The sequence below is a fragment of the Corynebacterium flavescens genome (genome assembly GCF_008693105.1).
GTDB classification, from domain to species: Bacteria; Actinomycetota; Actinomycetes; order Mycobacteriales; family Mycobacteriaceae; genus Corynebacterium; species Corynebacterium flavescens.
Genome location: NZ_VXKK01000032.1, coordinates 46,154 through 68,193 on the forward strand (window position 1 = coordinate 46,154; position 22,040 = coordinate 68,193).

The window sequence follows — 22,040 nt, forward strand, 5'->3', positions numbered from 1 at the left end:
CAGTTCGAAAGACTAATTCTTCTTAAGGGGTTGCCTGTGGATAGTTTTCCGCCGTGGAGTCAGTGTTGGGCGCCTGGGGCGCGAAGTTTTCCACAGGCGGCGGCCGAGCCTATGGCCAAAAGCTACGTTTTCCGGCACAATGATTGTCTTAATCCTAACTTGGTGCCGCGTGGTCTTCCCCCAATTTCATCGTGGTCTCTTTGTGATTTCTGTGTTCTCACCGTGCTTGGTTCTTAATTCTCCTTCGCACGCTAGTTCAACAAGAGGGAATAGACCGGCCGGTTCACGTGTTGGAGTAAGTAAATATCAAGGAGGTAGAAGCCATGCACGAAGAAGAACGCAGCATGTACGAATTGGAGTACCCGGCCCCTTCGATCACGGACTATTCCGCCGAGGGAACCGGCCCAACCATGATCGTGGCCATGAACGGCTACGCTGATGCCGGGATGGCCGTGGAGGCCAGCGCCAATCACCTCAAGGCAGCACTGCATAGCCGTCAGCTCGCATCCTTTAACAATGACGAGCTCATCGATTACCGCTCACGCCGCCCTGCGGTGACCATTAGCAATGACCGCACCACGGACATAGAGCCCACGGAATTAGGCATCAAGGTTTTGCGCGATAACGCAGGAAAGTCCTTCCTGCTTCTCTCCGGCCCGGAGCCGGATATGCGCTGGGAGGCTTTTAGCAAGGCGGTCGTGTCTTTGGTGGAGAAGTTCGATATTGAAAACACCATCATGCTCTACGCCGCACCTATGCCGGTGCCACACACCCGTCCCACGGTCGTCACAGCACACGGCAACTCCTCAGAGCTCATCGGCCGCATGGTCAAGGTAGATTCCACCATTATCGTCCCCGGCTCGGCCGCGCTCTTCTTGGAGAAGGCCCTCGATGACAAGGGGCGCAACGTGGCAGGCTATACGGTGCAGGTGCCTCATTACTTGGCATCTTCCTCTTATCCGCAGGCCTCTTATCAGCTGCTTAGCTCCATCGCCAACGCCGCTGGGTTGAACTTTCCTCTTGGCAGCCTCGAGGCCGATATTGAGCGCACCAACACTCAGTTGAGTGAGCAGGTCATGGACTCCGATGAGATCACGGGAGTGGTTCACCAGCTCGAGCAGCAGTATGACGAGTACATGCAGCGCTACCGCAGTGCTCACCCGCAGGCGATCATGCCCGGGGATGAAGCCCTGCCCAGTGCTGATGAATTGGGGGAAGAGTTTCAGGCTTTCCTCGCGGAGTTTGACAAGGATGGCGGCGAGAACAAAGAAGATGGACCGCGAGATTAAGGGCTAGCGTCCCTGAAGGCGGCGTCGCGATCCGCGGCCTCTACCCCCATCACCTAAGGTGGTGGGGGTGAACCTTTCTCAAATGCTGCCTGATCTCGCCGAAGTCCCCGAATCCGTCGTCGACGAAGTTATTTGGGATACATTCGTCTCGTGGACCACTCAGCGCGGAATCGTCTTATACCCCGCCCAAGAGGAAGCGGCGCTGGGAATACTGGCCGGTGATAACGTCATCCTGGCCACGCCAACCGGTTCAGGCAAGTCCATGGTGGCCAACGCCGCGCACTTTATTGCGCTCTCGCGTGGCCAGCGCAGTTTCTATACCGCACCCATCAAGGCCCTAGTGAGTGAGAAATTCTTCGCCCTGTGTGAGATCTTCGGACCAGAGAACGTGGGCATGATGACTGGGGATGCCACCGTCAACGGCAAGGCCCCCATCATCGCCGCCACCGCCGAAATCGTGGCCAATATTGCCCTGCGGGATGGCGCGGAAGCCGATATCGACCAAGTGGTCATGGATGAATTCCACTACTACTCTGATCCGGAGCGCGGCTGGGCCTGGCAGGTGCCGCTGCTCGAGCTGCCGCGCGCACAATTCCTCCTCATGTCCGCCACCTTGGGCGATACCACGTGGCTCGAAGAGGATCTCACGCGCCGTACCGGCAGGGTGACCACCTTGGTCGCTGGCACGACCCGGCCCGTCCCCTTGGACTTCTCCTATGTCTTTAGCCCCGTGCATGAGACGGTCGAGGCGATTCTGAAGGAGGGCAAGGCTCCGGTCTATGTCGTCCACTTTTCCCAGCGCGAGGCCTCCGAACGCGCCCAGGCGCTGACCTCCCTTTCCGGGATTATCACCAAAGAGGACAAGGCGGCGCTGGCCACGGCACTGGCCGGCTTCCGCTTTACGACGGCGTTTGGACGAGACCTCTCCAAGCTCCTGCGCCGTGGCATCGGCGTCCACCACGCCGGCATGCTGCCCAAGTACCGCCGTTTGGTGGAGAATCTCGCACAGAAAGGCCTGCTGAAGATTATCTGCGGCACCGATACCCTCGGCGTCGGGATCAATGTGCCCATTCGCACGGTGTTGATGACTGGCCTGGCTAAGTACGACGGAACTCGCGAGCGCATTCTCAAATCGCGCGAGTTCCACCAGATCGCCGGGCGCGCAGGACGCGCAGGCTACGACACCGAGGGCACCGTCATCGTCGAGGCCCCCGAGTATGAGATAGAGAACGCCAAAGCGCGGCGCCGCCTCGGAAATGATCCAGCACGTCTGAAGAGGCTACGCAAGAAGTCCCCCCGCGAGGGCGAGGTGTCATGGTCGGAGAAAACCTTCGCACGGCTGACCCAGGCCGAACCGGAGGAGCTCACTTCGCAGTTCCGGGTGTCTAATTCGATGTTGCTCAACGTGCTTGCCCGCCACGGCAACGGCTACGAGCACCTCAGGCACCTGCTGCGTGACAACCACGACACCCGCAGCAAACAGAACCAGGAAATTCTGCAGGCCATCTCTCTGTTCCGCGGCCTAGTCAACTCGGGCGTGGTACAGAAATCGACCAAGGGGCTCGACATCTATGGCCGGCCTTATCACCTCGTGCGTGCACTGCCGCGTGACTTCGCCCTCAATCAGCCCCTCGGGCCTTTTGCCTTGGCTGCGCTGAGCCTGCTCGACCCGGAATCGGAGTCCTATACCTTAGATGTGGTTTCGGTATTCGAGGCCATTGTTGATGATCCGCGCCAAATCCTTATCGCACAACAGAAGGCCGCCCGCGGCGAGGAGATCGCCGCGCTCAAGGCCGAGGGTGTGGACTATACGGAACGCATGGCCATCGTCGAGGAGATTACCTGGCTCAAGCCCCTCGAAGAACTGCTCGAGCAGGCCTATGACACTTTCGCGGAGACAAATGCGTGGGTCAAGGACTTCCAGCTGCGTCCCAAGGCCGTTGTCCGCGACATGTTGGAGAAGTCCATGACTTTCTCTGATCTCATCGCCACCTATGGCCTGGCGCGTTCGGAGGGCGTCGTCTTGCGCTACCTCACTGATGTCTGGCGCACGCTCAAACAATCGGTGCCGGACGAGTACAACACCCCCGAACTGGAGGATATCGTGGTGTGGCTGGGCGAGCTTATCCGCCAGGTAGACTCCTCGCTCGTCGATGAGTGGGCGCAGATGGCCGGGGAAGATTCTCCCATCTCGCAGGCAGACCTCGACCGTGAGCTGGCCTTCGGCGTGGAGGATCCGAGCGCGCTTACCGCCAACCGGCGCGCTTTTTGCATCATGGTGCGCAACTACTTCTTCCGTCTGGTTCAGCTTTTTGCTCTGGAGAAGGAGGACAGGCTGGCGCAGCTGGTTGACTACCTCGACGAGGTCCCCGATTTCGGCGCGGCCCTCGATGATTACTTCGAGGAATACGATGACGTTGATACCGGTCCTGCCGCGCGCGGCCCGGAGTACTTCCGAGTCTCAGGTCAGGATTCACGGCGCTGGTCCGTGCGGCAGATCTTTAAGGACCCGCGGGGCGACAACTCCTTCGCACTCGTCGGCACAGTTGATCTCGACGCCTCCGATGAGGAAGGCGAGGTCCGGCTCTCAGAACTCCACCTCGAGAGCTAGTTCCAGTCAGTGAAATGCTAATCCCAAAAGGGGTTAGTTTTTCTCATTGTTTGCGGCGGCCACTACTGTTTTTCCCATGAAAAGCGCTGCCGCCAGTACCAGCCTCCCCATAGTGGAGGCCGAGGCCAAACCAGAAACTGCCGCCACCACACCGCCGCGGGGCATGGGCCCGAAGACGTTCATCATGAAGGTCCTCAACGGCATCTCCGTGGCCGTCGTCGTAGCGCTCGTGCCGCAGGCCCTCTTGGGCGAAATCGCCAAGGCGCTCCTGCCCTACTGGTCTGGGGCTGCTACCATCTTGACGCTCACCGGGCTCGCTGCCTCCCTCATGCCCGTTCTCATCGGCGTGTTGGTCGCCATGGAATTCAAGCTCACCCCCATCCAGACTGCCGCCGTGGGCATCGCCGCCATTTGCGGCTCCGGTGTGGCCACGGTCGATCCGCAGGGCGGCTTCCACTTTCAGGGCACGGGCCTTGTCATCAACGCCGGGCTCACCGCAGCCATCGCCGTGCTCCTCATCTTCCTCATCGGCGAAAGGCTCAAGAGCTACACGGTCCTCTTACTCTCCACGCTGGTGACACTCATCGCCGGCGGAATCGGCTGGGTTGTGACCTACCCGGCGGTCAAAGTGCTCACCGTATGGCTGGGAAGCCTCGTCAACGGCGCCACCGGCCTCCAGCCCGTTGTCATGGGCGTCATCTTGGCCGTGCTCTTTTCCTTCCTCATTGTCTCCCCCGTATCGACCGTGGGCATTGCAACGGCCATCTTCATGGAGGGCGTCTCCTCCGGTACTGCTAACCTCGGCGTCGTAGCAGCGGGATTCGGCCTCCTCGTCGCCGGGTGGAGAGTCAATGGCTTTGCCAACTCCATCCTGCACGTACTCGGCTCCCCCAAAGTACAGATGGCGAACATGCTCTCGCGTCCAGTTACCTTCCTGCCGATTATTTCCAGCGCCGCGATCTTGGGTGGCATCGGCGGTGCCTTGGGAATCTCAGGTACCGCGATGTCGGCAGGCTTTGGCATCTCCGGTTTGATGGGTCCTCTCGCCGCGCTCAACTATGAGGGCTGGGGCTGGAGTGCCTCGAACCTCATCATCATCGCTGTAGTCTACCTCGTCATTCCCATCGCGCTGGCCTTGTTCTTCACCTTCTTGTTTGAAAAGGTCTTGCATTTGACCAAGGCCGAGTACTACCGCCTCGACTTCGAATAAGCGGGCATAGAAAAGCTCCTCCGCGCCGGCATTATCTGGCGCGGAGGAGCTTTTCTATAGAGTTACGCTGTCTTAGCGAGCGGCCTCAATCTGCACGGTTTGTGCAACGGCCTGAATCACTGCACCAATCTTGACGGCCTCCCAAATCTGTTCCTTGGTCAGGCCCTCTTCCTGCAAGGTCTTGGTGTGGGCCACCAAGCAGTGCTCACAGCCGTTAATCGCGGAAACGACAGTGTTCCACAGCTCGAAGTTAGCCTTTTCGACGCCCGGCTTGGCAATGATGTTCATGCGCAGACCGAACTTGACCTGGGCGAAGTCATCCCCCAACCAGCCCTTGGCGCGGTATGCCACGTTATTCATTGCCATGACAGTAGCTGCACCAAGTGCGGCCTCGACGGCTTCATCGGAGAGGTGGTCCTTGGCCTCGGCGATAACCTCAGCGAGGACGGTGTCATTGCGGGTGGCGGCCGCAGCAGAAAGCAGGCTGCCCCACAGCTGCTCCTCGTTGAGCTCGGTTGAGCGAGTGAGCGAACCGAGGTTGAGCTTCTGATCTTTAGCATAAGCAGGCAGAGAAGACTTAAGGTTTTCAATAGACATAACGTTTACTCCCGTGATTCTTAATAGGTGTTTTCAGTGATTACCCCAATAAAGGCCCCGCCGAAAGCGGCGGGGCCCAAGGCGCTTAATTATAGAGAGGACTGAACAACGTCAAGCTTGTTGATGTTCTTGGTGGGATCATTAGCTTCCCAGTTGCAGGCGCATACCTCTTCGGACTGCAGAGCATCAAGCACACGCAGAACCTCGTCGACGTTACGGCCAACAGCATCAGGGGTAACGGAAAGGAACTGGATAACGCCATCGGGGTCGATGATGAAGGTGGCGCGGTCAGCAACACCATCAGCGTTTTCCACGCCGAGTGCGCGGATGAGGTCGTGGCGCACGTCAGAGAACATGGGGAAAGGAACTTCCTTCAGGTCCGGGTGGGTTGCGCGCCAGTTGAAGTGAGCAAACTCATTATCGGTAGAACCGCCGAGTACCTGCGTGTCGCGGTCCTGGAACTCCTCATCCAACTTGCCAAAAGCGGCAATCTCAGTTGGGCAGACGAAGGTGAAGTCCTTCGGGAAGAAGAATACGACCTTCCACTTGCCCTCATACTTATCCAAAGACACCTGCTCGAAGTAATCCTCCGGCTGGTTTGCGTTGACGTCATGCAAGTCGCCTCCCTTGAGGGCAGTGAGGTTAAACTCTGGGAACTTTTCGCCAACAGTCATGATAGGCATTATGTACTTCCATCTCCTTGGAATACGCGGGGTCGCTATAGATTTTTTCTACGCTTGGGCAGTATCGCCGAGCCCTTTCGGCCCAACGACTCCATTATGCCTCATTGCGCCCACGCCGTCAATAGGAAAACCTATTGACATATGTTACACTTATAGGTATGCACAATAAGGAGTATCGGCCCACCCTCGCACAGCTACGCACCTTCGTTACTGTGGCAGAAAACAAGCACTTCGGCACGGCGGCGGCCAAACTCGAGATCTCCCAGCCTTCCCTCTCGCAGGCGCTCGTCGCACTCGAGCAGGGCCTCGGGGTCCAGCTCATCGAGCGCTCGACCCGCAAAGTTATTGTCACCTCTACGGGAGAAAGCCTTTTATCCTATGCCAAGGCCACGCTCGAGGCCGCGGATGCATTTCTCTCCCACGCCAAGGGGGCACACGGCACTCTAACCGGCCCGCTGACAATAGGAATCATCCCCACCATCGCGCCTTATATCCTGCCCGACCTACTCAATTCCATTAACTCGGCCTACCCAGATCTGCGGCCGCTTTTTGTGGAGGAGCAAACCAAACACTTGCTCAGTAAGCTGCGGGACGGCCATATTGATCTTGCCATCATCGCGCTTCCCGCCGAAGCGGCCGGACTCGTTGAGGTCCCTCTTTATAAGGAGAAGTTCGCAGTAGTCACTCCGTGGGACAACCCCTTAGCCGGCGTGGAGGACCTGCATTTAAGCCAGCTCAAGGAATTTGACCTGCTCTTGCTCGATGACGGGCACTGCCTGCGTGATCAGATAGTCTATCTCTGCCGCAGAGCACAGCTCAACCCCACCGAGACCACCAATTCCGTCACCAGGGCGGCCTCCCTGACCACAATCATGCAGCTTGTCATGGGGGGTCTAGGCACCACGCTGGTCCCCGAGTCCGCCATCGCAACCGAATGCCGCGACAACCGCCTCGCCATCGCCCACTTCGCTCCTGACGTCACCGCGGAGCGGGAAGTTGGAATGGTCTATCGCGCCTCAGCTGCCCGCGCTGAAGAGTTTCGCCAGTTCAGCACGCTCGTCACCGCTGCTTTCGAAAAAGCTCTCAAACGCTCCCGCCGCGTAGAGCGCTAAGCACTCTGCAGGCTAGCCGCGCACTGGCGGTAAATATAGGCCGTGGCTAGCTGGATAGCCGGCAAGATGACCAAGAAGCCTAGGAGCAGGGTGACAATGCCCAACAGGGAAAGCAGGAAGGTAAGCAGCGTCAGCAACAGAAGCTGTCCATAGTTCTTCTTGCCAGCGGCAAAGCCCATGCGGATGGAATCGCCGATGCTATTGCCGTCTGCAGCAAACCACACCATCAAGGTGTAGAGCGGCTGGATGAAAAAGCCCACCAGGGCGACGACGAAGATGACCCCCATGAGGCGGCCGAGCATAAACAGAAGATCGTCATCACTAATCTGCGTGGCATCAGCATTCAACGTGTTAAAGAACTCTGCACCTACGAAGGCCAAGACGAGTCCGCTAATGCAGATAGCAACCACAATCTGTACTACTACCATGATGGCAAAAGGCTGCAGCCACTTCACATTCTTGCCCACATGGGACCATCCGGTGGTGGGATCATCAATCTGGTAGAGGGCCAGACGCATGGCGATAAGGACCAAAATGGTGGTCACCAAGGTGGTCACAATCTCAGAAATGAAACCGCCTGGGCCGCCAGCTGAGCTGGAAGAATTAGCACCCATCGCCCCAAGAGCCGCACTGACGGCCATGGTGATGGCGCCACACAGCAGCGCCCCGAGCACCCACAGCTTGGCATTGCGGAAGGTGGCCTTAAAACCCCAGGATATTGCGGCGGTAGCGCTCGGGGCGGCGCCTAGCGGACCCGCTGCAGGCCCCGTGGGCGCCTGGTACTGATTGCCCTGAGCGCTGTAGGCGCCATAAGCAGGAAGCCCCGGCGCTGCCCCGTAGCCCGGCATGTCCTCGGGGTGGTTGGTCGGCTCATAGCGCGGCATGTTTCCTTCGCCACCGTAGCCATAACCTCCGTTGCCACTGCTGCCATTGCCAAAGCCCCCGTCGTTGCCGTTGCTACTGTTGTCCTTATTCGCCTCATCGTTGTTACCCGGCTGCGAATCAAATGGGTTGCTCATCTTTCTTTCCTTCCTGCTTTATCTCCTAGTTTTGTCGCCTAAATCCTAGCAGCGTTGTGGCCTTTTAGCGCCTCCAGGTAGGATTCCCCACAGACATGTCGAACCCTAATACTCCCTCCCAGCAAGCCGCTGCGCCGAGCCATTCAGACCTTTATTCCTCGCTCGAGTCCGTTCCCTTGGCGGATGCGCGCGCCCTGCGCCGACGCCTGAAAAAGGCGCGTTCCCCCCACGCGCTTTCCGCCATCGCGGAAGACATTGCCAAAGCCCAGAAGCGGGTAGCCGCCATCGCGGAAAATATCCCGCACATCGACTACCCGACTTCTTTGCCCGTCGTCGCGCGCAGGGAGGAAATCGCCGATGCAATCCGCGACAACCAGGTCGTCATCATCGCCGGCGAAACCGGCTCAGGCAAGACCACCCAGATCCCTAAAATCTGCCTGGACTTAGGGCGCGGGCGGCGCGGGCTCATCGGCCACACCCAGCCACGGCGTCTTGCTGCGCGCACGGTGGCGGAAAGAATCGCCCACGAGCTCGGCCAGAAGATCGGCGAGAGCGTTGGCTACGCCATTCGCTTTGATGATCGCGTCTCCCCACACACTGCGGTCAAGCTGATGACTGACGGAATCCTTCTAGCCGAAATGCAGCGAGACCGCTTCCTCAACGCCTATGACACCATCATCATCGACGAGGCCCACGAACGCTCTCTCAACATTGACTTCCTCCTCGGCTACCTCAAGCGCCTCCTGCCGCGGCGCCCCGACCTCAAAGTCATCATCACCTCCGCGACGATTGATCCGCAACGCTTTGCGCAGCACTTCGCCGATGCCAAAGGCAATCCGGCTCCGGTGGTGGAGGTTTCTGGGCGTACTTACCCCGTCGAAATCCGCTACCGTCCCCTTGAATTCGAGGCGGGCGGAAAGCTCATCGACCAAGATCCGCTCGACGGACTCTGCGAGGCCATCGAAGAGCTCATGCAGGCCGGCCCCGGCGACATCTTGTGCTTCTTTCCCGGCGAGCGTGACATCCGCGACGCCATCGAGGCCATCGAGGCCCGCAAGTGGCGCGGCGTCGAGGTCACTCCCCTTTTCGGGCGTTTGTCCAACGAGGAACAGCACCGCGTGTTTAGCTCGCACCGCGGGCGCCGAATCGTGCTCTCCACCAATATTGCGGAGACATCACTGACCGTTCCCGGCATCCGCTATGTTGTCGACACCGGCACAGCTCGCATTTCTCGCTACTCCACCCGCACGAAGGTCCAACGCCTTCCCATCGAGAAAATCTCGCAGGCCAGCGCCAATCAGCGCTCAGGGCGCTGCGGGCGCGTTGCGGACGGCATCGCCATCCGCCTCTACAGCGAAGATGATTTTGCCTCTCGCCCGGAGTTCACTGATCCCGAAATCTTGCGCACCAACTTGGCCAGCGTCATCCTCCAGATGATCTCGCTGCGGCTGGGAGATATCTCCGCCTTCCCCTTCGTCCAACCTCCTGAGCCCAAGGCTGTACGCGACGGCTTGTTGTTGCTCCACGAGCTCGGTGCCCTCGAAGACGCGCAGAAGGACGGGCTACCTGTGCTCACCCATGTCGGCCGCGAGGTGGCACGCATTCCCGTCGATCCCCGCATGGCCCGCATGCTCGTCGAGGCTAATCGCTCCGGATGCCTCGACGACGTCATTGTCATCGTCTCCGCGATGACCATCCAAGACGTTCGCGAACGCCCCTTGGAGGCGCAGGCCCAAGCCGACCAAGCCCATGCCCGCTTCAAGGACAAGAGTTCAGACTTCCTCTCGATGCTCAAGCTGTGGGACTACGTCCAGGAAAACCGCGGCGAGCTCTCCGGCAACGCCTTCCGCAAGCGCATGAAGGCCGAGTACCTGCACTACATGCGCATCCGGGAGTGGTTTGATTTGGTGCGTCAGCTGCGCGACGTCGCCAAGCAGCTGCGCTGGACCCAGCGCCACCAGGAATCCACCGAGCGCCGTGCCGATGACATCCACCTCAGCCTCCTAGCGGGGCTGCTGTCGAATATTGGCGCCCGCGACGGCGAGTCCAAGGAGTTTCAAGGCGCCCGGAATACCCGTTTCCGTATCTTCCCCGGTTCTGCCCTGGCAAAAAAGCCGCCGGAGTTCGTCATGGCCGCTGAGTTGGTGGAAACCTCGCGCCTGTGGGCCCGCGACGTCGCCGCTATCGATCCGGCCTGGGTGGAAAAGCTCGGCGCCAAGCTGCTTAAGCATCACTATTCCGAGCCGACGTGGTCGCGCAAGCGGGCGGCGGCCGTCGTGCACCAGAAATCCACGCTCTATGGAGTACCCGTCGTGGCCGATCGCGTTGTCCCCTATCACCGCGTCGATGCCCAGGCCGCGCGCGATATGTTCATTCGTGAGGCGCTAATCAAGGGAGACTGGCATACTCAGCACCGCTTCTTCCACGATAACGTGCGCAAGCTGGAGGACGCCGCGGAGTACGAGGACAAGGCGCGGCGCCGGGGAATCGTTGTTGACGAGGACGTCCTCTTCGACTTCTACGATCGCCGCCTGCCCGAGTCCGCCACCACAGGGCGTCACTTTGATGCCTGGTGGAAAAAGCAACGCCGGAACGATCGGGACTTTCTCAACTTCGACCCAGATGCCCTCGTCGGCGACAATCAGGACGTGACCGAGGAGGCATTCCCCGATCATTGGCGCAAGGGCTCCATCGACTACGAGCTTTCCTATAAGTTCGAGCCGGGCGACCCCCTCGACGGCGTGACCGTTCTCGTGCCAGTGCCGCTGTTGGCCGGGCTCGACGCGCAGGGTTTTGACTGGCTGGTTCCCGGCCTGCGGCTTGAGCTCGTCACCGAGATGATCCGATCTCTGCCCAAGGCGCTGCGCCGCACCGTGGTCCCCGCCCCCGAGTTTGCCGAGCGCGCCCTACCGCGCCTCATCCCCTACGAGGGCCCACTTTCTGTGCAGCTTGCCGACGTCCTCCGCGAGCTCGGCGGCCACGGTATCAACGCCAGTGATTTTCGTCCCGACCGGCTGCCGGATCACCTGCGGATGAACTACGCCGCTATTGACAAACGCGGCCAAGTCATCGACTGCGACCGTGATCTAGCCGCTCTGACCACACGCCAGGCCGGCCACATTAAGTCCTCGGTTTCCCGGGTGGGGCGCAAGGCGGAGTCCGCTGCAGTCGAGGAGTGGACCTCTGACAACATTGGCGCCGTGGAGGAAGAAATCACCACCACCGTTGATGGGCACGAGGTCAAAGCCTACCCCGGGCTGGTCATTTCTGAGGAGGGCGTGTCCTTAAGGGTTCACCCCACCCAGGCCGCTGCGCAAGCTTCAATGTTTAGCACGACGCTGACGCTACTGTTGCGCGAAATCACCGTCTCAGGGCCGCAAATGGTCAAGGGTCTTCCGCTCCAGCAGCGAGTCGCGGTTGATTCTTACCCGCCCGGCGGTGCAGAAGGACTAGTCAAGGACGCCCGCGTGGCAGCCGTGCGCGACCTGCTCGTTGAGGCCGGCGGTGCAGTACGCACGCCAGAAGAGTTTAAAAAGCTCTTAGCCACGATTAAACCCGCAGTCCCGGGGCGTGTCCGCCAGGTGGTTGTCTCCTTGGCCCCAGGGCTGGTGGAATATGTCTCGCTATCCCAAGAACTCAAGAAGTGGGAAGGCCCTGCCATCGATGACATGCGCAGCCAGCTTAGCTTCTTGTTGCCAGCCAATGCGATCACACTGCACGGGATCTCCCACCTGCGCCACCTGCCACGCTACCTGCAGGCAATGCGAATCCGTTTGGAGGAAATGTCCCTAGACCCCGAAAAAGATGACGATCGCCAGCGTGACGTAGACGAGGCTAAGGCCTACCTCAACAACCGGCTCAAAGCCCTTCCAGCCGGACGTGAGAAGTCCAAAGACGTCAAGGATATTCGCTGGATGATTGAGGAGCTGCGAGTTTCTCTATTTGCGCAGCGGCTAGGCACAGCCCACGCGGTCTCGTTACGCAGAATCCAAAAAGCAGCCGATAAGCTCCGCTGACCTCTCGCCGAGCCACCACCCCTGCCCTAGTCGCCGAGACTGCTGGAGCGCAGGAGGAGGAGGCGACGCGCCCTCCTCCTCCAAGGAGATAGGTCTAAAAGTCTCCGCGGTCTCTGCGCCGCATCAAGCGGATTTCGGACTCAAAGTCGTCAGCGTTCTCGAAGGACTTGTAGACAGAGGCAAAGCGCAGGTACGCGACCTCGTCGAGGTCACGCAACGGCTCCAAAATGGCGAGACCAACATCGTTAGCATTGACCTGGGAGGAGCCATGACTGCGCACGGTCTCTTCGACCTGCTGCGCAAGCTTCTTGAGCGAATCATCTGATACATCGCGCCCTTGGCACGCCCGCCTGACACCGCGAATAAGCTTGTCGCGGCTGAAAGGTTCCGCCAGACCGTTGCGTTTTAGCACCAATAGCACCGCCTTTTCCACAGTGGTGAAACGTCCTTTGCAGGCAGTGCACTCCCGGCGGCGCCGAATTGCAGAACCACCATCGACCACGCGGGAATCGATGACCTTTGACTGCTCATTATGACAAAAAGGACAGTACACGGTGCGAATCTCCTTCGAACGGTGGCGACGAGGCGCGAACAGCATTAACCGTTCCTATTCTAGTTCGCGGTAGACAGGTGAGACTAACCGGCGATACGTCTAGGAGTCCGCCTAGAGCAGTGGGCTGCCTAACGCTGCGAGGACACCCCTGTTACGTGGGGTGCTCCTGCGCCCATCCCAGGCTCTTCAGAAGCAGTAAAGCCGCCCAAGACGATGGAGATCATGAGAGCAAAGCCAAAGATGCTGCCGAGCAAATAGCTTCCTTTGTTCGAATCGTGGCCCTCGGACGGCACCTGCGCCTGCGCGCTATACCGCGCGACTTTCGCACTAGATACTGGTGGAGCGCCTGTTCTACTAATCACGCTGAGAGTGCGAACCCCTCCCGCATGTGAACATCCATTTCCCCGCCCGACAACTCGACTGCGTTCCGCCTGGGGCTCCCAGACGCTTGCCCTGCGCACTACTGGCTGGCGACGCTGTCCTGCAGCTAGATGTGCGCTATTGCGGTCTAAACGAAGTGTCATGCCATTGTCCTTTTTGTATGTAACCTATTGGCGCTTACTGTAGCGAGAGTCATTGACTGGACCCTGGCCTTAAGTCGCCATTATGTTCGAATTAGCTTCTACGTTCGATTTATAGCACGGTATCGAACACCTGTCCACACTTAGCGGATATTTCTCGAACATTCGTGCATAACGTGATATAAAAGAACGAGCACTAGTCCATAGTTCGCCCCCGGAAGGGAACCATGCCACGCACTCCAGCCAAAAGCTCGGGAAAGCCAGACATCACCAAGCTCTCAGATCGCCAACGTCGCATCCTTGACGTCATCCATGACGCGGTGATGCTGCGTGGCTATCCGCCTAGCATTCGGGAAATTGGGGATGCTGCGGGCCTGCAGTCCACCTCTTCCGTGGCCTACCAGCTCAAACAGCTGGAGGAGAAGGGGTTCTTGCGCCGTGACCCCAATAAACCACGCGCCGTCGACGTTCGCCACCTCGATACCGAACACTCCTCCCGTACAAAGAGGCACACTCCTGCGGCCTCTACGCCTCCTGCAGAAGATGCTTCTGTCGTTTCTTATGTTCCGGTGGTCGGTCGCATTGCCGCTGGTTCGCCCATTACGGCCGAGGAGAATATCGATACCTATTTCCCCCTTCCCGGAGATATCCTCGGGGGCGGAGAACTCTACATGCTCAAAGTTGTGGGTGATTCCATGCGGGATGCAGGCATCTTGAATGGAGATTGGGTCGTAGTCCGCTCTCAGTCTGTCGCGGAGGAGGGTGAGTTCGTGGCTGCTCTCCTTGACGGCGAGGAGGCTACGGTTAAGGAGTTCCACCGCGATTCCTCGGGCATCTGGCTCCTGCCTCACAATGAGGCCTACTCCCCCATCAAGGGCGATGAAGCCGACATCATGGGCAAAGTGGTTTCCGTATTCCGTCGCCTGTAGCGCACTGCAACGCAACAAAGGCCTGACTCGCATTGGGTCTTTGTTGCGTTTTCACCCCCGTTTAGTTGGTTTTCCTTCGCCGCTCAGGAAAGTGACGAGTCTCTAACAGTCCACCAAAACTCCTTGTAATGGCCATTTTCCACGCTAAGGTGCCCACGATCTCCGATTATTTTTGTTTGGTTCCGTTTACTTGTTCCCAAAGTCTGTCAGAATGGAGGAATAGCACAGGGGCCGCCCCAGTAGGCTTCGGGTCCCCCCATAGCCGCGAACCTGCAAAAGGAGACATACATGTACGCCGAGGAGCGTCGCCGGCAAATCGCTTCCCTCACGGCGGTGGAGGGAAGAGTCAACGTTACCGAGCTCGCAGAGCGCTTTGATGTCACCGCCGAAACGATTCGCCGAGATCTAGCCGTCTTGGACAAGGAGGGCGTGGTCCATCGTGTTCACGGTGGCGCCGTGGCTTCCCGCTCCTTCCAGACCGCCGAGTTCACGCTGGACACGCGGCAACGTTCCGCTTCGGGAGCCAAGGCCGCCATCGCTCGCGCAGCGCTCGACTTCATCCCGCACGGCTCCGCGAGCATCTTCCTCGACGCAGGAACTACGATAAACGCTCTTGCTGATCTGATTGGCCAAAGATACAACAATGAGCAGGTAAGTATCGTCTCCAACTCCCTACCCATTGCTCTCTCGCTCGCCAGCAACGGCGTCCCCAACGTCCAACTCCTCGGCGGGACCGTTCGCGCCATCACGCAGGCCGTCGTGGGCGATACTGCCCTGCGCACCATGGCGCTCATGCGTGCCGACGTCGCCTTCATCGGCACCAACGCACTCACGCTAGATCATGGCTTGTCGACGGCGGACCCCCAAGAGGCCGCCATTAAATCCGTCTTTGTTACCAATGCTAACAAGGTGGTTGTCCTGTGCGATTCCAGCAAACTTGGCAACGATTATCTTGTCAGCTTCGCCGCCATTGGTGATATCGATGTCGTTGTCACCGATGCTGGAATCCCGCAGTCCTTCATCGACGCACTCAGCGAGCGCGAGATCGACGTCGTCGTCGCCGACGAATAGTGCCGCTTGAGGCCAATTAGGCCAGCAGTAGCGCAAGCAAAAGAGGTGCCTCCCCTTTTAAAGGGAAGTACCTCTTTTCGCGTTCTGGAGAGTTTAGTTCTTGAACTGCTCCATGACTTTGAACACGCTCGCACGCGCTTCGGTGGGGCCTTCTGCGTCGATAGCAGCCTCCGCCATCTTCTGGCATTCTTCGAGCGTGACCTCAGCCAACTGCGCACCAACTCCTGCCACAGCCGTCGAAGCGGCCGACAGAGAGTTGACGCCAAGACCGGTGAGAACACAAGCCAGAACTGGGTCAGCTGCAGCCTCGCCGCATACCCCGACCGGAACGTTGTTGTCCCGCCCGACCACGCACGTATGCCGGATGAGGCGAAGCACCGCCGGCTGCCACGGATCCGTAAGATAAGCCAACTGCGGGGAGAGGCGGTCAGCAGCCATGGTGTACTGCGTTAGGTCATTGGTGCCGATGGAAACAAAGTCCAAGTGCGGCATGATCGTATCCGCCATGAGCGCAGCGGCGGGAACCTCGATCATGGCTCCCGGGGTCAGCCCGCGCTCGCGGCACAGGCCGGAGAACCACTTCGCCTCAGTCGAAGTCGCGACCATAGGAGCCATTACCCACGTAGGAGCGTCCTCGCCGCGCTCCGCTGCAGCCTGCGCAATAGCATCAAGCTGGCGGGTAAGCAGGGCCTCGTTATCACGAGCAACGCGCAAGCCGCGCACACCCAGGGCCGGGTTTTCCTCCGACGTCAGCGTGGCGTAGGAAATGGGCTTATCAGAGCCTGCATCGAGCGTGCGTACGACGACCTTCGAATGCGGGTAGGCATTGAAAACCTTGGCGTAGATACGCGCCTGCTCATCTACGGTGGGTTCCTCGCTGGCCGAGAGGAAAGAAAGCTCCGTGCGATAGAGACCAATGCCTTCTGCTTGGGAGTCGGAGGCGATGCGGGCGGCGTTTCCATCGGCCACATTCGCCAGCAGCTGAACGCGATACCCATCCTTGGTTTCGGCAGGACCACGCCATTGCGCCACGCGGGCGGCCTTTTCGCGATACTCCTCGACCGCCTTGCGCGACTCAGCGGGATCGACGCCGAGGCGCACGGTTCCCACTGCCCCGTCGACGAATACGAGCTCCCCGGATTCAATCTCGCGCAGGCGTGCACCCACAGCGACGATGCACGGAATGTTGAGCTGCCTAGCGATGATCGCCGTGTGGCTGGTCGGCCCGCCCAGCTCGGTCACGAGGGCCTTAATGTGGGCGGTGTCTAGAGTGGCGGTATCAGCAGGAGCGAGATCCGCAGCAAAGAGAACTGCCTCGCCCTCAACCAAGGGCAGCCCTGGCTCTTGCTCGCCACGCAGCTCTGCGATGACGCGGTCACGCACATCCTTCAAATCGGTGGTGCGCTCAGCCATAACGCCGCCCGCCGCTTCGAACATGGTGACAAACTTATCGGTGGCACACACGGTGGCGTATTCCGCGGATTTACCTGCCCGGATGCCTTTGCGCACGGCCTTGTGCCAACCACGGTCCTTGACCATGCCCGCGGTGGCTCCCAGGACTTCTGCGGCCTGGCCATCCGCGCCGGCGGCGCGCTGTTCAAGGCGGGAGGCAACGATGTCTACCGCTTCGAGGAACCGGTCATACTCGGAATCGCGACGCGACTCCTCGATCGGCTCCCCCGCAGTGGGAAGATCGGGCCGCGGCCGTACCCACACGGCCTCGGCGTAAGCGACGCCAGAGACAACTCCGGTTCCTTTGATAGTGGACGGGGATGCGTTAGTCATAACCACAATTCCTTCGAAGAGTTAGTTTTTCTTTAACCCAGAACATCACAAACCGGGCAAAAAAGCAATGAAAACCACACTTACTTGATTGACATTCGGACACAAACGGGCAACAATCGACATTAGGCGGGAGAATCCACCACACGGCAATAGCCTGCGCGTTTTCTCCCAATATACGCACAATGCCGAAGGGACGGATGCCCACCATGATCCTCACGCTGACCCCCAACCCCAGCATCGATGTCACTCTCTCACTTGATGAGACCCTCACCCGCGGAGCCGTGCACCGCGCGGCGCAGGTAACCCAAGTGGCCGGCGGAAAGGGGGTCAATGTCTCCCACGCCGCTTTCCTTGCCGGCGAAGAGACAACCGCCCTCTTCCCCGCTGCCGAAAGTGATTCTTTTCTCACTCTCATATCTGAAGCACAGATTCCAGCCCAGGCGGTTCGCATCGCCGACAAGGTCCGAATCAACACCACCGTCACAGAGCCCGACGGCACGACCACCAAGATCAACGACCCCGGCCCCGCCCTCAGCCAGGCCGAGCAGCGCTCACTCATCTCCAGCCTCGAAGGGCTCGCGGCCAAGGCCGAGTGGATCGTCATGGCCGGATCTCTGCCCCAGGGCGTGCCCGTCGACTGGTACTCCCAACTCACGGCCGCACTTCGCACTGCGGCCCCGAACGCACGCATCGCCGTCGATACTTCCGACGCCCCCATGCAAGCCTTGGGAGCCAACCTCGACGCCGCCGCCCCGCACCTCATCAAGCCCAACGGGCTCGAGCTCGGTCAGCTCACCGACACGGACGGTCTCGCCTTAGAAAAGGCTGCCGAGGAAGGGGACTTTAGCGGTGTGGTGGAGGCGGCACGCGTCGTCGTCAAGCGCGGCATCGACGAGGTTCTTGTCACCCTTGGCGGGGCTGGCGCAGTCCTCGTCACCACCCAGGGTGCGTGGAAGGCCACCCCGCCGCCTGTGACGGTGCGCTCAACCGTGGGTGCTGGGGATTCTTCCCTGGCTGGCTACATCCTCGCCCGAAAAGCGGGCAAGGACTTCACCGCCGCGCTCGCGCAATCGGTCGCCTACGGCACCGCGGCTGCGGGCCTGCCCGGAACGCAGATTCCTGCGCCGGAAACGCTTAACATTGAAGGGACCACCGTTTCGCTCTTGTCATAACAACCTCATCCAACTTGAAGGAGCTCTACTCATGACAACCGATCTCATCACCAGGGACCTGGTGGCGCTAGACGCGGACTTCGGCTACAACGTCGAATCCGTCATCACCCACCTCGCCACCTTGGTACACAACACCGGGCGTGCCAGCGACGTCGAAGGACTAGCCCAACCCGCCATCAAGCGCGAATCCCAGGCCGGAACGGGTGTTCCTGGCGGAGTCGCTATCCCCCACTGCCGCTCGGAGGTCGTCTCCGAACCTACCCTGGCTTTCGCCCGCCTCTCCCGCGGCGTTGATTTCTCCGGCCCCGACGGAGACGCCCACCTGGTATTCCTCATCGCGGCACCCGCCGGCGGTGGCAAAGAACACCTGCGAATCCTGTCCAAGCTCGCCCGCGCGCTAGTTAAGAAGGACTTCCTGGAAGCCCTGCGCACTGTCAAGACCGAAGACGAGATCGTTAAGCTCGTCCTCGACGTGGTCAATGCCAAGAAAACCAAGAAGGCCCCCGCCCCAGCAGCGGAAGAAAAGCCGGCCGGCGACTCCAAGGCAACGCGGGTCGTCGCGGTTACCGCCTGCCCCACAGGAATCGCGCACACCTACATGGCAGCCGACGCCCTGACCCAAACCGCCGACGCGCGGGACGACGTCGATTTGACCGTAGAGACCCAAGGCTCATCCAACAATGAGTCCATGTCGCAGGCCACTATCGCCGCGGCCGACGCCGTCATCTTCGCCACCGACGTCGGAGTGCGCGACCGCGAGCGCTTCGCAGGCAAGCCTGTCATCGAATCCGGCGTCAAACGCGCCATCAACGAGCCCGGCGTCATGCTCGATGAGGCTATCGCCGCCGCCCACAATCCCAACGCCCGCAAGGTCGCAGGGACGGCCGGTTCTGCGCCAGCTGAAGCCGCCGGCGAGGGCGAGAGCCTGGGGTGGGGCAAGCGCATTCAGCAGGCCATCATGACGGGTGTTTCCTACATGGTTCCCTTCGTCGCGGCCGGCGGACTGCTCCTCGCACTAGGCTTCCTCTTCGGAGGCTACGACATGGCCAACGGCTGGCAGGCCATCGCGACCAACTACTCGCTGACTAACCTGCCCGGCCACCAAGTCGAGGTCGATGGCGCACTTATGACCTTCGATCGCGCTGGATTCATGCTTTACCTTGGTGCGGTACTCTTTGCCACTGGCCAGGCGGCGATGGGCTTTATCGTCGCAGCGCTATCCGGCTACATCGCCTTTGCCTTCGCCGGACGTCCCGGCATCGCCCCCGGCTTCGTAGGCGGCGCTATCTCCGTGACCTTGGGCGCCGGGTTCATCGGCGGTCTTGTCACTGGTCTGCTCGCCGGCTTCATCGCGATGTGGATTGGCAAGTGGAAGGTTCCGCGCTGGATCGGCTCCCTCATGCCCGTCGTCATCATTCCGCTTTTGACCTCGCTCGTCGTTGGACTCTTGATGTTCCTGCTGCTCGGCGCACCGCTGGCTAACCTCATGGCGGGTCTGCAGAACTGGCTGTCGTCGATGTCTGGTTCTTCCGCTGTGCTGCTTGGAATCATTCTCGGCCTGATGATGTGCTTCGACCTGGGCGGTCCCGTCAACAAGGCTGCATACCTCTTTGCTACCGCCGGCCTTTCCACCGGAGACGAAGCGTCTATGCAAATCATGGCTGCGGTCATGGCTACCGGCATGGTTCCGCCCATCGCGCTCTCCCTTGCCACCTTCGTGCGCAAGAACCTGTTCACTCCCGCCGAGCAAGAAAACGGCAAGTCCGCGTGGCTGCTGGGTCTGTCCTTCGTGTCCGAGGGCGCAATCCCCTTCGCTGCGGCGGATCCCCTGCGCGTCATCCCTTCGATGATGGTTGGTGGCGCAGTCACCGGCGCGTTGTCCATGGCCTTCGGTGTAATTTCGCGCGCTCCGCACGGAGGCATCTTCGTGTTCTTCGCCATCGATCCTATCTGGGGCTTCCTAGTATCCCTGGCTGCAGGAATCGTAGTTTCTGCAGTCGCAGTTATCGCGATGAAGCAGCTGTGGCCCAATAAGACCATCGAAGCAGCAGCTGCAAAAGAAAGTTCCGTGGCAGCCTAACCCAAAGGCTCGTACACTGGTTAGAGATTAATTCGACTTCAACGAAAGGTTAGGATCCCATTATGGCTTCCAAGACTGTAAAAGTAGGCTCCTCCGTTGGGCTGCACGCTCGCCCAGCTTCCATCATCGCTGACGCTGCCGGAGAGTACGACGAGGACATCTTCCTCACCCTCGTCGGTGACGAGGACGAGGACGAGACCGATGCTGCGTCTTCCCTGATGATCATGGCTCTCGGCGCCGAGCAGGGTGACGAGGTCACCGTCACCTCCGAGAACCCTGAGGCCGTAGAGAAGATCGCCGGTCTTATCGAAAAGGACCTTGACGCGTCTTAATTCTCCACGCTCCGCTAACCCGCTTCCTTAAAATCAGGAGGCGGGTTTCGCGTTTTAGGGCCGAGCCCAGGGAGGTATCCACACTACCTTGCCTGCTATGCGCTCTAGCCGCCCTCGGCTCGTGAGCGCCAACGGGTCATCACTATTGACCCCGTTGTGATAGGCGCAGCAGGTAGCCAGATTCCCCGGGTTAGTCTCTCCCCCGCGACTCCAGGCTTTGAGGTGATGAGCCTGGGCGCTATCCGCGGGATGGTTGCAGCCGGGCCAGGCGCAACGGGGATTTTCCGCTGACATCATAAGGCGCTGCTTTCTGCTTGCGTGACGCGAGGCACGATAGAGATTGACCGGCCCCTCGAGCGGGTGAATCAAGGTCACGTAGCCGTGCTCGAGGAGCCGTTTGCGCGCCAGCTCGGCTCCGGTTATCGTCGCCCCGTTCGTCATCGTCACCGTAACTTCATCACCGCGACCTGACACAACCTTGTCGAGTTGATCCAGCTCAATAATGACATTCGTAGCCGCAGCCGGTGCAGAGCCTGCTCCGCCACCGAAGAAGATCTTCTGGACAGAATCCAACGGAGATTGGGGGTCTATCGCCGCGCTCAGCTGGGCCACCAAATCTGAAGGGCCGGTTATTGTCAACGTCCACGGAGCCCTCGCACGGCGAGTCAGCCGCACGCCCTGGCTCGGCGGCCGCGGGACAGCCAATTCTCGAACCAGCTCGCGTGCGCGCCTTTCCAGCTGCGCTGCCGACTCTCCCCGAGTACACAGCTCTTTGCGCAGCAGCCAGGCAGAGCGCCGAGAAGACAGGCGTTGTGCGTAGCGCTCGATCATGCGCAGCGTCGACAGAAGGTGGCGGCTCCCGCGCGCTGCAGCTTGCATCGCCGTATAGGCAGTCGGCCCGAAGTAGATGTGAGCTAGGCCCAGAATTTCGCGCGCGTCTGTATCGCTGGCACCCATCTCGAGGAGCTCGCCTTCTTGCTTGCCCCAGGCCGCGGCGAGGATATCCATGCCGGGGGCTGCGGCGACAATATAAGCTTCAAGGGCGTCCATGGCTCAAAGA

Annotated in this window: 17 protein-coding genes; 10 read left to right on the plus strand and 7 right to left on the minus strand. The window is 60.0% G+C overall.

The features are described 5' to 3' along the window. Positions 1-323: 323 nt before the first annotated feature. The 3 genes from F4V60_RS07095 to F4V60_RS07105 all read left to right on the plus strand — a co-directional run bounded on the left by F4V60_RS07095 (position 324) and on the right by F4V60_RS07105 (position 5,110). Entirely contained in the window at positions 324-1,289 is a 966-nt protein-coding gene (locus tag F4V60_RS07095) for a PAC2 family protein (RefSeq protein WP_075729950.1), read from the plus strand. Between the two features lie 67 nt (positions 1,290-1,356). Continuing rightward, entirely contained in the window at positions 1,357-3,900 is a 2,544-nt protein-coding gene (locus tag F4V60_RS07100; RefSeq protein ID WP_075729951.1) for a DEAD/DEAH box helicase, read from the plus strand. Between the two features lie 163 nt (positions 3,901-4,063). Then, the gene (locus F4V60_RS07105) at positions 4,064-5,110 is read left to right on the plus strand and encodes a PTS sugar transporter subunit IIC (RefSeq protein WP_232316017.1); all 1,047 of its coding nucleotides are present in this window, start codon (positions 4,064-4,066) and stop codon (positions 5,108-5,110) included. 72 nt (positions 5,111-5,182) lie between these two features. On the opposite strand, the gene ahpD is transcribed toward F4V60_RS07105, so the two are convergent. Both ahpD and F4V60_RS07115 read right to left on the minus strand, forming a co-directional pair. After that, the gene (gene ahpD / locus F4V60_RS07110; RefSeq protein ID WP_075729952.1) at positions 5,183-5,707 is read right to left on the minus strand and encodes an alkylhydroperoxidase, AhpD family; all 525 of its coding nucleotides are present in this window, start codon (positions 5,705-5,707) and stop codon (positions 5,183-5,185) included. A gap of 89 nt (positions 5,708-5,796) precedes the next feature. Continuing rightward, the gene (locus F4V60_RS07115) at positions 5,797-6,390 is read right to left on the minus strand and encodes a peroxiredoxin (protein WP_075729953.1); all 594 of its coding nucleotides are present in this window, start codon (positions 6,388-6,390) and stop codon (positions 5,797-5,799) included. Between the two features lie 158 nt (positions 6,391-6,548). Between F4V60_RS07115 and F4V60_RS07120 the strand changes: the two genes are divergently transcribed. Beyond that, complete coding sequence (locus F4V60_RS07120) at positions 6,549-7,502, plus strand: LysR substrate-binding domain-containing protein (RefSeq protein WP_075729954.1); 954 nt, start codon at positions 6,549-6,551, stop codon at positions 7,500-7,502. Here the strand turns inward: F4V60_RS07120 and F4V60_RS07125 are convergent. Continuing rightward, positions 7,499-8,521, minus strand: coding sequence for a hypothetical protein (locus F4V60_RS07125; RefSeq protein ID WP_084559165.1), 1,023 nt, complete (start codon positions 8,519-8,521; stop codon positions 7,499-7,501). The two genes, F4V60_RS07120 and F4V60_RS07125, sit on opposite strands and share 4 nt — an antisense overlap. Before the next feature lie 95 nt (positions 8,522-8,616). On the opposite strand from F4V60_RS07125, the gene hrpA reads away from it, so the two are divergent. After that, entirely contained in the window at positions 8,617-12,537 is a 3,921-nt protein-coding gene (hrpA, locus tag F4V60_RS07130; RefSeq protein WP_075729955.1) for an ATP-dependent RNA helicase HrpA, read from the plus strand. A 94-nt stretch (positions 12,538-12,631) separates the two neighbouring features. Here hrpA and nrdR read toward each other — a convergent pair whose 3' ends face one another. Then, entirely contained in the window at positions 12,632-13,090 is a 459-nt protein-coding gene (gene nrdR, locus F4V60_RS07135) for a transcriptional regulator NrdR (RefSeq protein WP_075731167.1), read from the minus strand. Between the two features lie 128 nt (positions 13,091-13,218). After that, a complete protein-coding gene (locus tag F4V60_RS12870; RefSeq protein ID WP_255312466.1) occupies positions 13,219-13,344 on the minus strand; it encodes a hypothetical protein in 126 nt (41 codons plus the stop codon). A gap of 494 nt (positions 13,345-13,838) precedes the next feature. Here F4V60_RS12870 and lexA point away from each other — a divergent pair, with 494 nt between their 5' ends. Together lexA and F4V60_RS07145 are read left to right on the plus strand one after the other, a co-directional pair. Next, positions 13,839-14,540: a transcriptional repressor LexA gene (gene lexA / locus F4V60_RS07140; RefSeq protein ID WP_075729956.1), complete on the plus strand. Its 702-nt coding sequence runs from the start codon at positions 13,839-13,841 to the stop codon at positions 14,538-14,540. A 288-nt stretch (positions 14,541-14,828) separates the two neighbouring features. Further along, positions 14,829-15,611 carry a DeoR/GlpR family DNA-binding transcription regulator gene (locus F4V60_RS07145; protein WP_075729957.1) on the plus strand — a complete coding sequence of 261 codons (783 nt, stop codon included), beginning with the start codon at positions 14,829-14,831 and terminating at the stop codon, positions 15,609-15,611. Between the two features lie 93 nt (positions 15,612-15,704). Here F4V60_RS07145 and ptsP read toward each other — a convergent pair whose 3' ends face one another. Then, on the minus strand, positions 15,705-17,396 hold the full coding sequence (gene ptsP / locus F4V60_RS07150; RefSeq protein WP_075729958.1) for a phosphoenolpyruvate--protein phosphotransferase: 1,692 nt from the start codon (positions 17,394-17,396) through the stop codon (positions 15,705-15,707). A 206-nt stretch (positions 17,397-17,602) separates the two neighbouring features. On the opposite strand from ptsP, the gene F4V60_RS07155 reads away from it, so the two are divergent. From F4V60_RS07155 to F4V60_RS07165, 3 genes are all read left to right on the plus strand, one after another. Then, positions 17,603-18,568: a 1-phosphofructokinase family hexose kinase gene (locus tag F4V60_RS07155; RefSeq protein ID WP_075731169.1), complete on the plus strand. Its 966-nt coding sequence runs from the start codon at positions 17,603-17,605 to the stop codon at positions 18,566-18,568. Between the two features lie 31 nt (positions 18,569-18,599). Beyond that, the gene (locus F4V60_RS07160; RefSeq protein ID WP_075729959.1) at positions 18,600-20,648 is read left to right on the plus strand and encodes a PTS fructose transporter subunit IIABC; all 2,049 of its coding nucleotides are present in this window, start codon (positions 18,600-18,602) and stop codon (positions 20,646-20,648) included. 62 nt (positions 20,649-20,710) lie between these two features. Then, on the plus strand, positions 20,711-20,980 hold the full coding sequence (locus F4V60_RS07165; protein ID WP_075729960.1) for an HPr family phosphocarrier protein: 270 nt from the start codon (positions 20,711-20,713) through the stop codon (positions 20,978-20,980). Positions 20,981-21,034: 54 nt separating this feature from the next. Here the strand turns inward: F4V60_RS07165 and F4V60_RS07170 are convergent, their stop codons facing one another. Further along, positions 21,035-22,030, minus strand: a complete 996-nt coding sequence (locus F4V60_RS07170; protein ID WP_075729961.1) for an HNH endonuclease signature motif containing protein — start codon at positions 22,028-22,030, stop codon at positions 21,035-21,037. Positions 22,031-22,040 lie beyond the last annotated feature (10 nt).

Coding starts and splice junctions, on each gene's coding strand:
- F4V60_RS07170 (WP_075729961.1), bottom strand. CDS start 22,030: ATGGACGCCCTTGAAGCTTATATTGTCGCCGCAGCCCCCGGCATGGAT.
- F4V60_RS07095 (WP_075729950.1), top strand. CDS start 324: ATGCACGAAGAAGAACGCAGCATGTACGAATTGGAGTACCCGGCCCCT.
- F4V60_RS07160 (WP_075729959.1), top strand. CDS start 18,600: ATGACAACCGATCTCATCACCAGGGACCTGGTGGCGCTAGACGCGGAC.
- ptsP (WP_075729958.1), bottom strand. CDS start 17,396: ATGACTAACGCATCCCCGTCCACTATCAAAGGAACCGGAGTTGTCTCT.
- F4V60_RS07115 (WP_075729953.1), bottom strand. CDS start 6,390: ATGCCTATCATGACTGTTGGCGAAAAGTTCCCAGAGTTTAACCTCACT.
- F4V60_RS07165 (WP_075729960.1), top strand. CDS start 20,711: ATGGCTTCCAAGACTGTAAAAGTAGGCTCCTCCGTTGGGCTGCACGCT.
- F4V60_RS07155 (WP_075731169.1), top strand. CDS start 17,603: ATGATCCTCACGCTGACCCCCAACCCCAGCATCGATGTCACTCTCTCA.
- F4V60_RS07120 (WP_075729954.1), top strand. CDS start 6,549: ATGCACAATAAGGAGTATCGGCCCACCCTCGCACAGCTACGCACCTTC.
- ahpD (WP_075729952.1), bottom strand. CDS start 5,707: ATGTCTATTGAAAACCTTAAGTCTTCTCTGCCTGCTTATGCTAAAGAT.
- hrpA (WP_075729955.1), top strand. CDS start 8,617: ATGTCGAACCCTAATACTCCCTCCCAGCAAGCCGCTGCGCCGAGCCAT.
- F4V60_RS07125 (WP_084559165.1), bottom strand. CDS start 8,521: ATGAGCAACCCATTTGATTCGCAGCCGGGTAACAACGATGAGGCGAAT.
- lexA (WP_075729956.1), top strand. CDS start 13,839: ATGCCACGCACTCCAGCCAAAAGCTCGGGAAAGCCAGACATCACCAAG.
- F4V60_RS07145 (WP_075729957.1), top strand. CDS start 14,829: ATGTACGCCGAGGAGCGTCGCCGGCAAATCGCTTCCCTCACGGCGGTG.
- F4V60_RS07105 (WP_232316017.1), top strand. CDS start 4,064: ATGGGCCCGAAGACGTTCATCATGAAGGTCCTCAACGGCATCTCCGTG.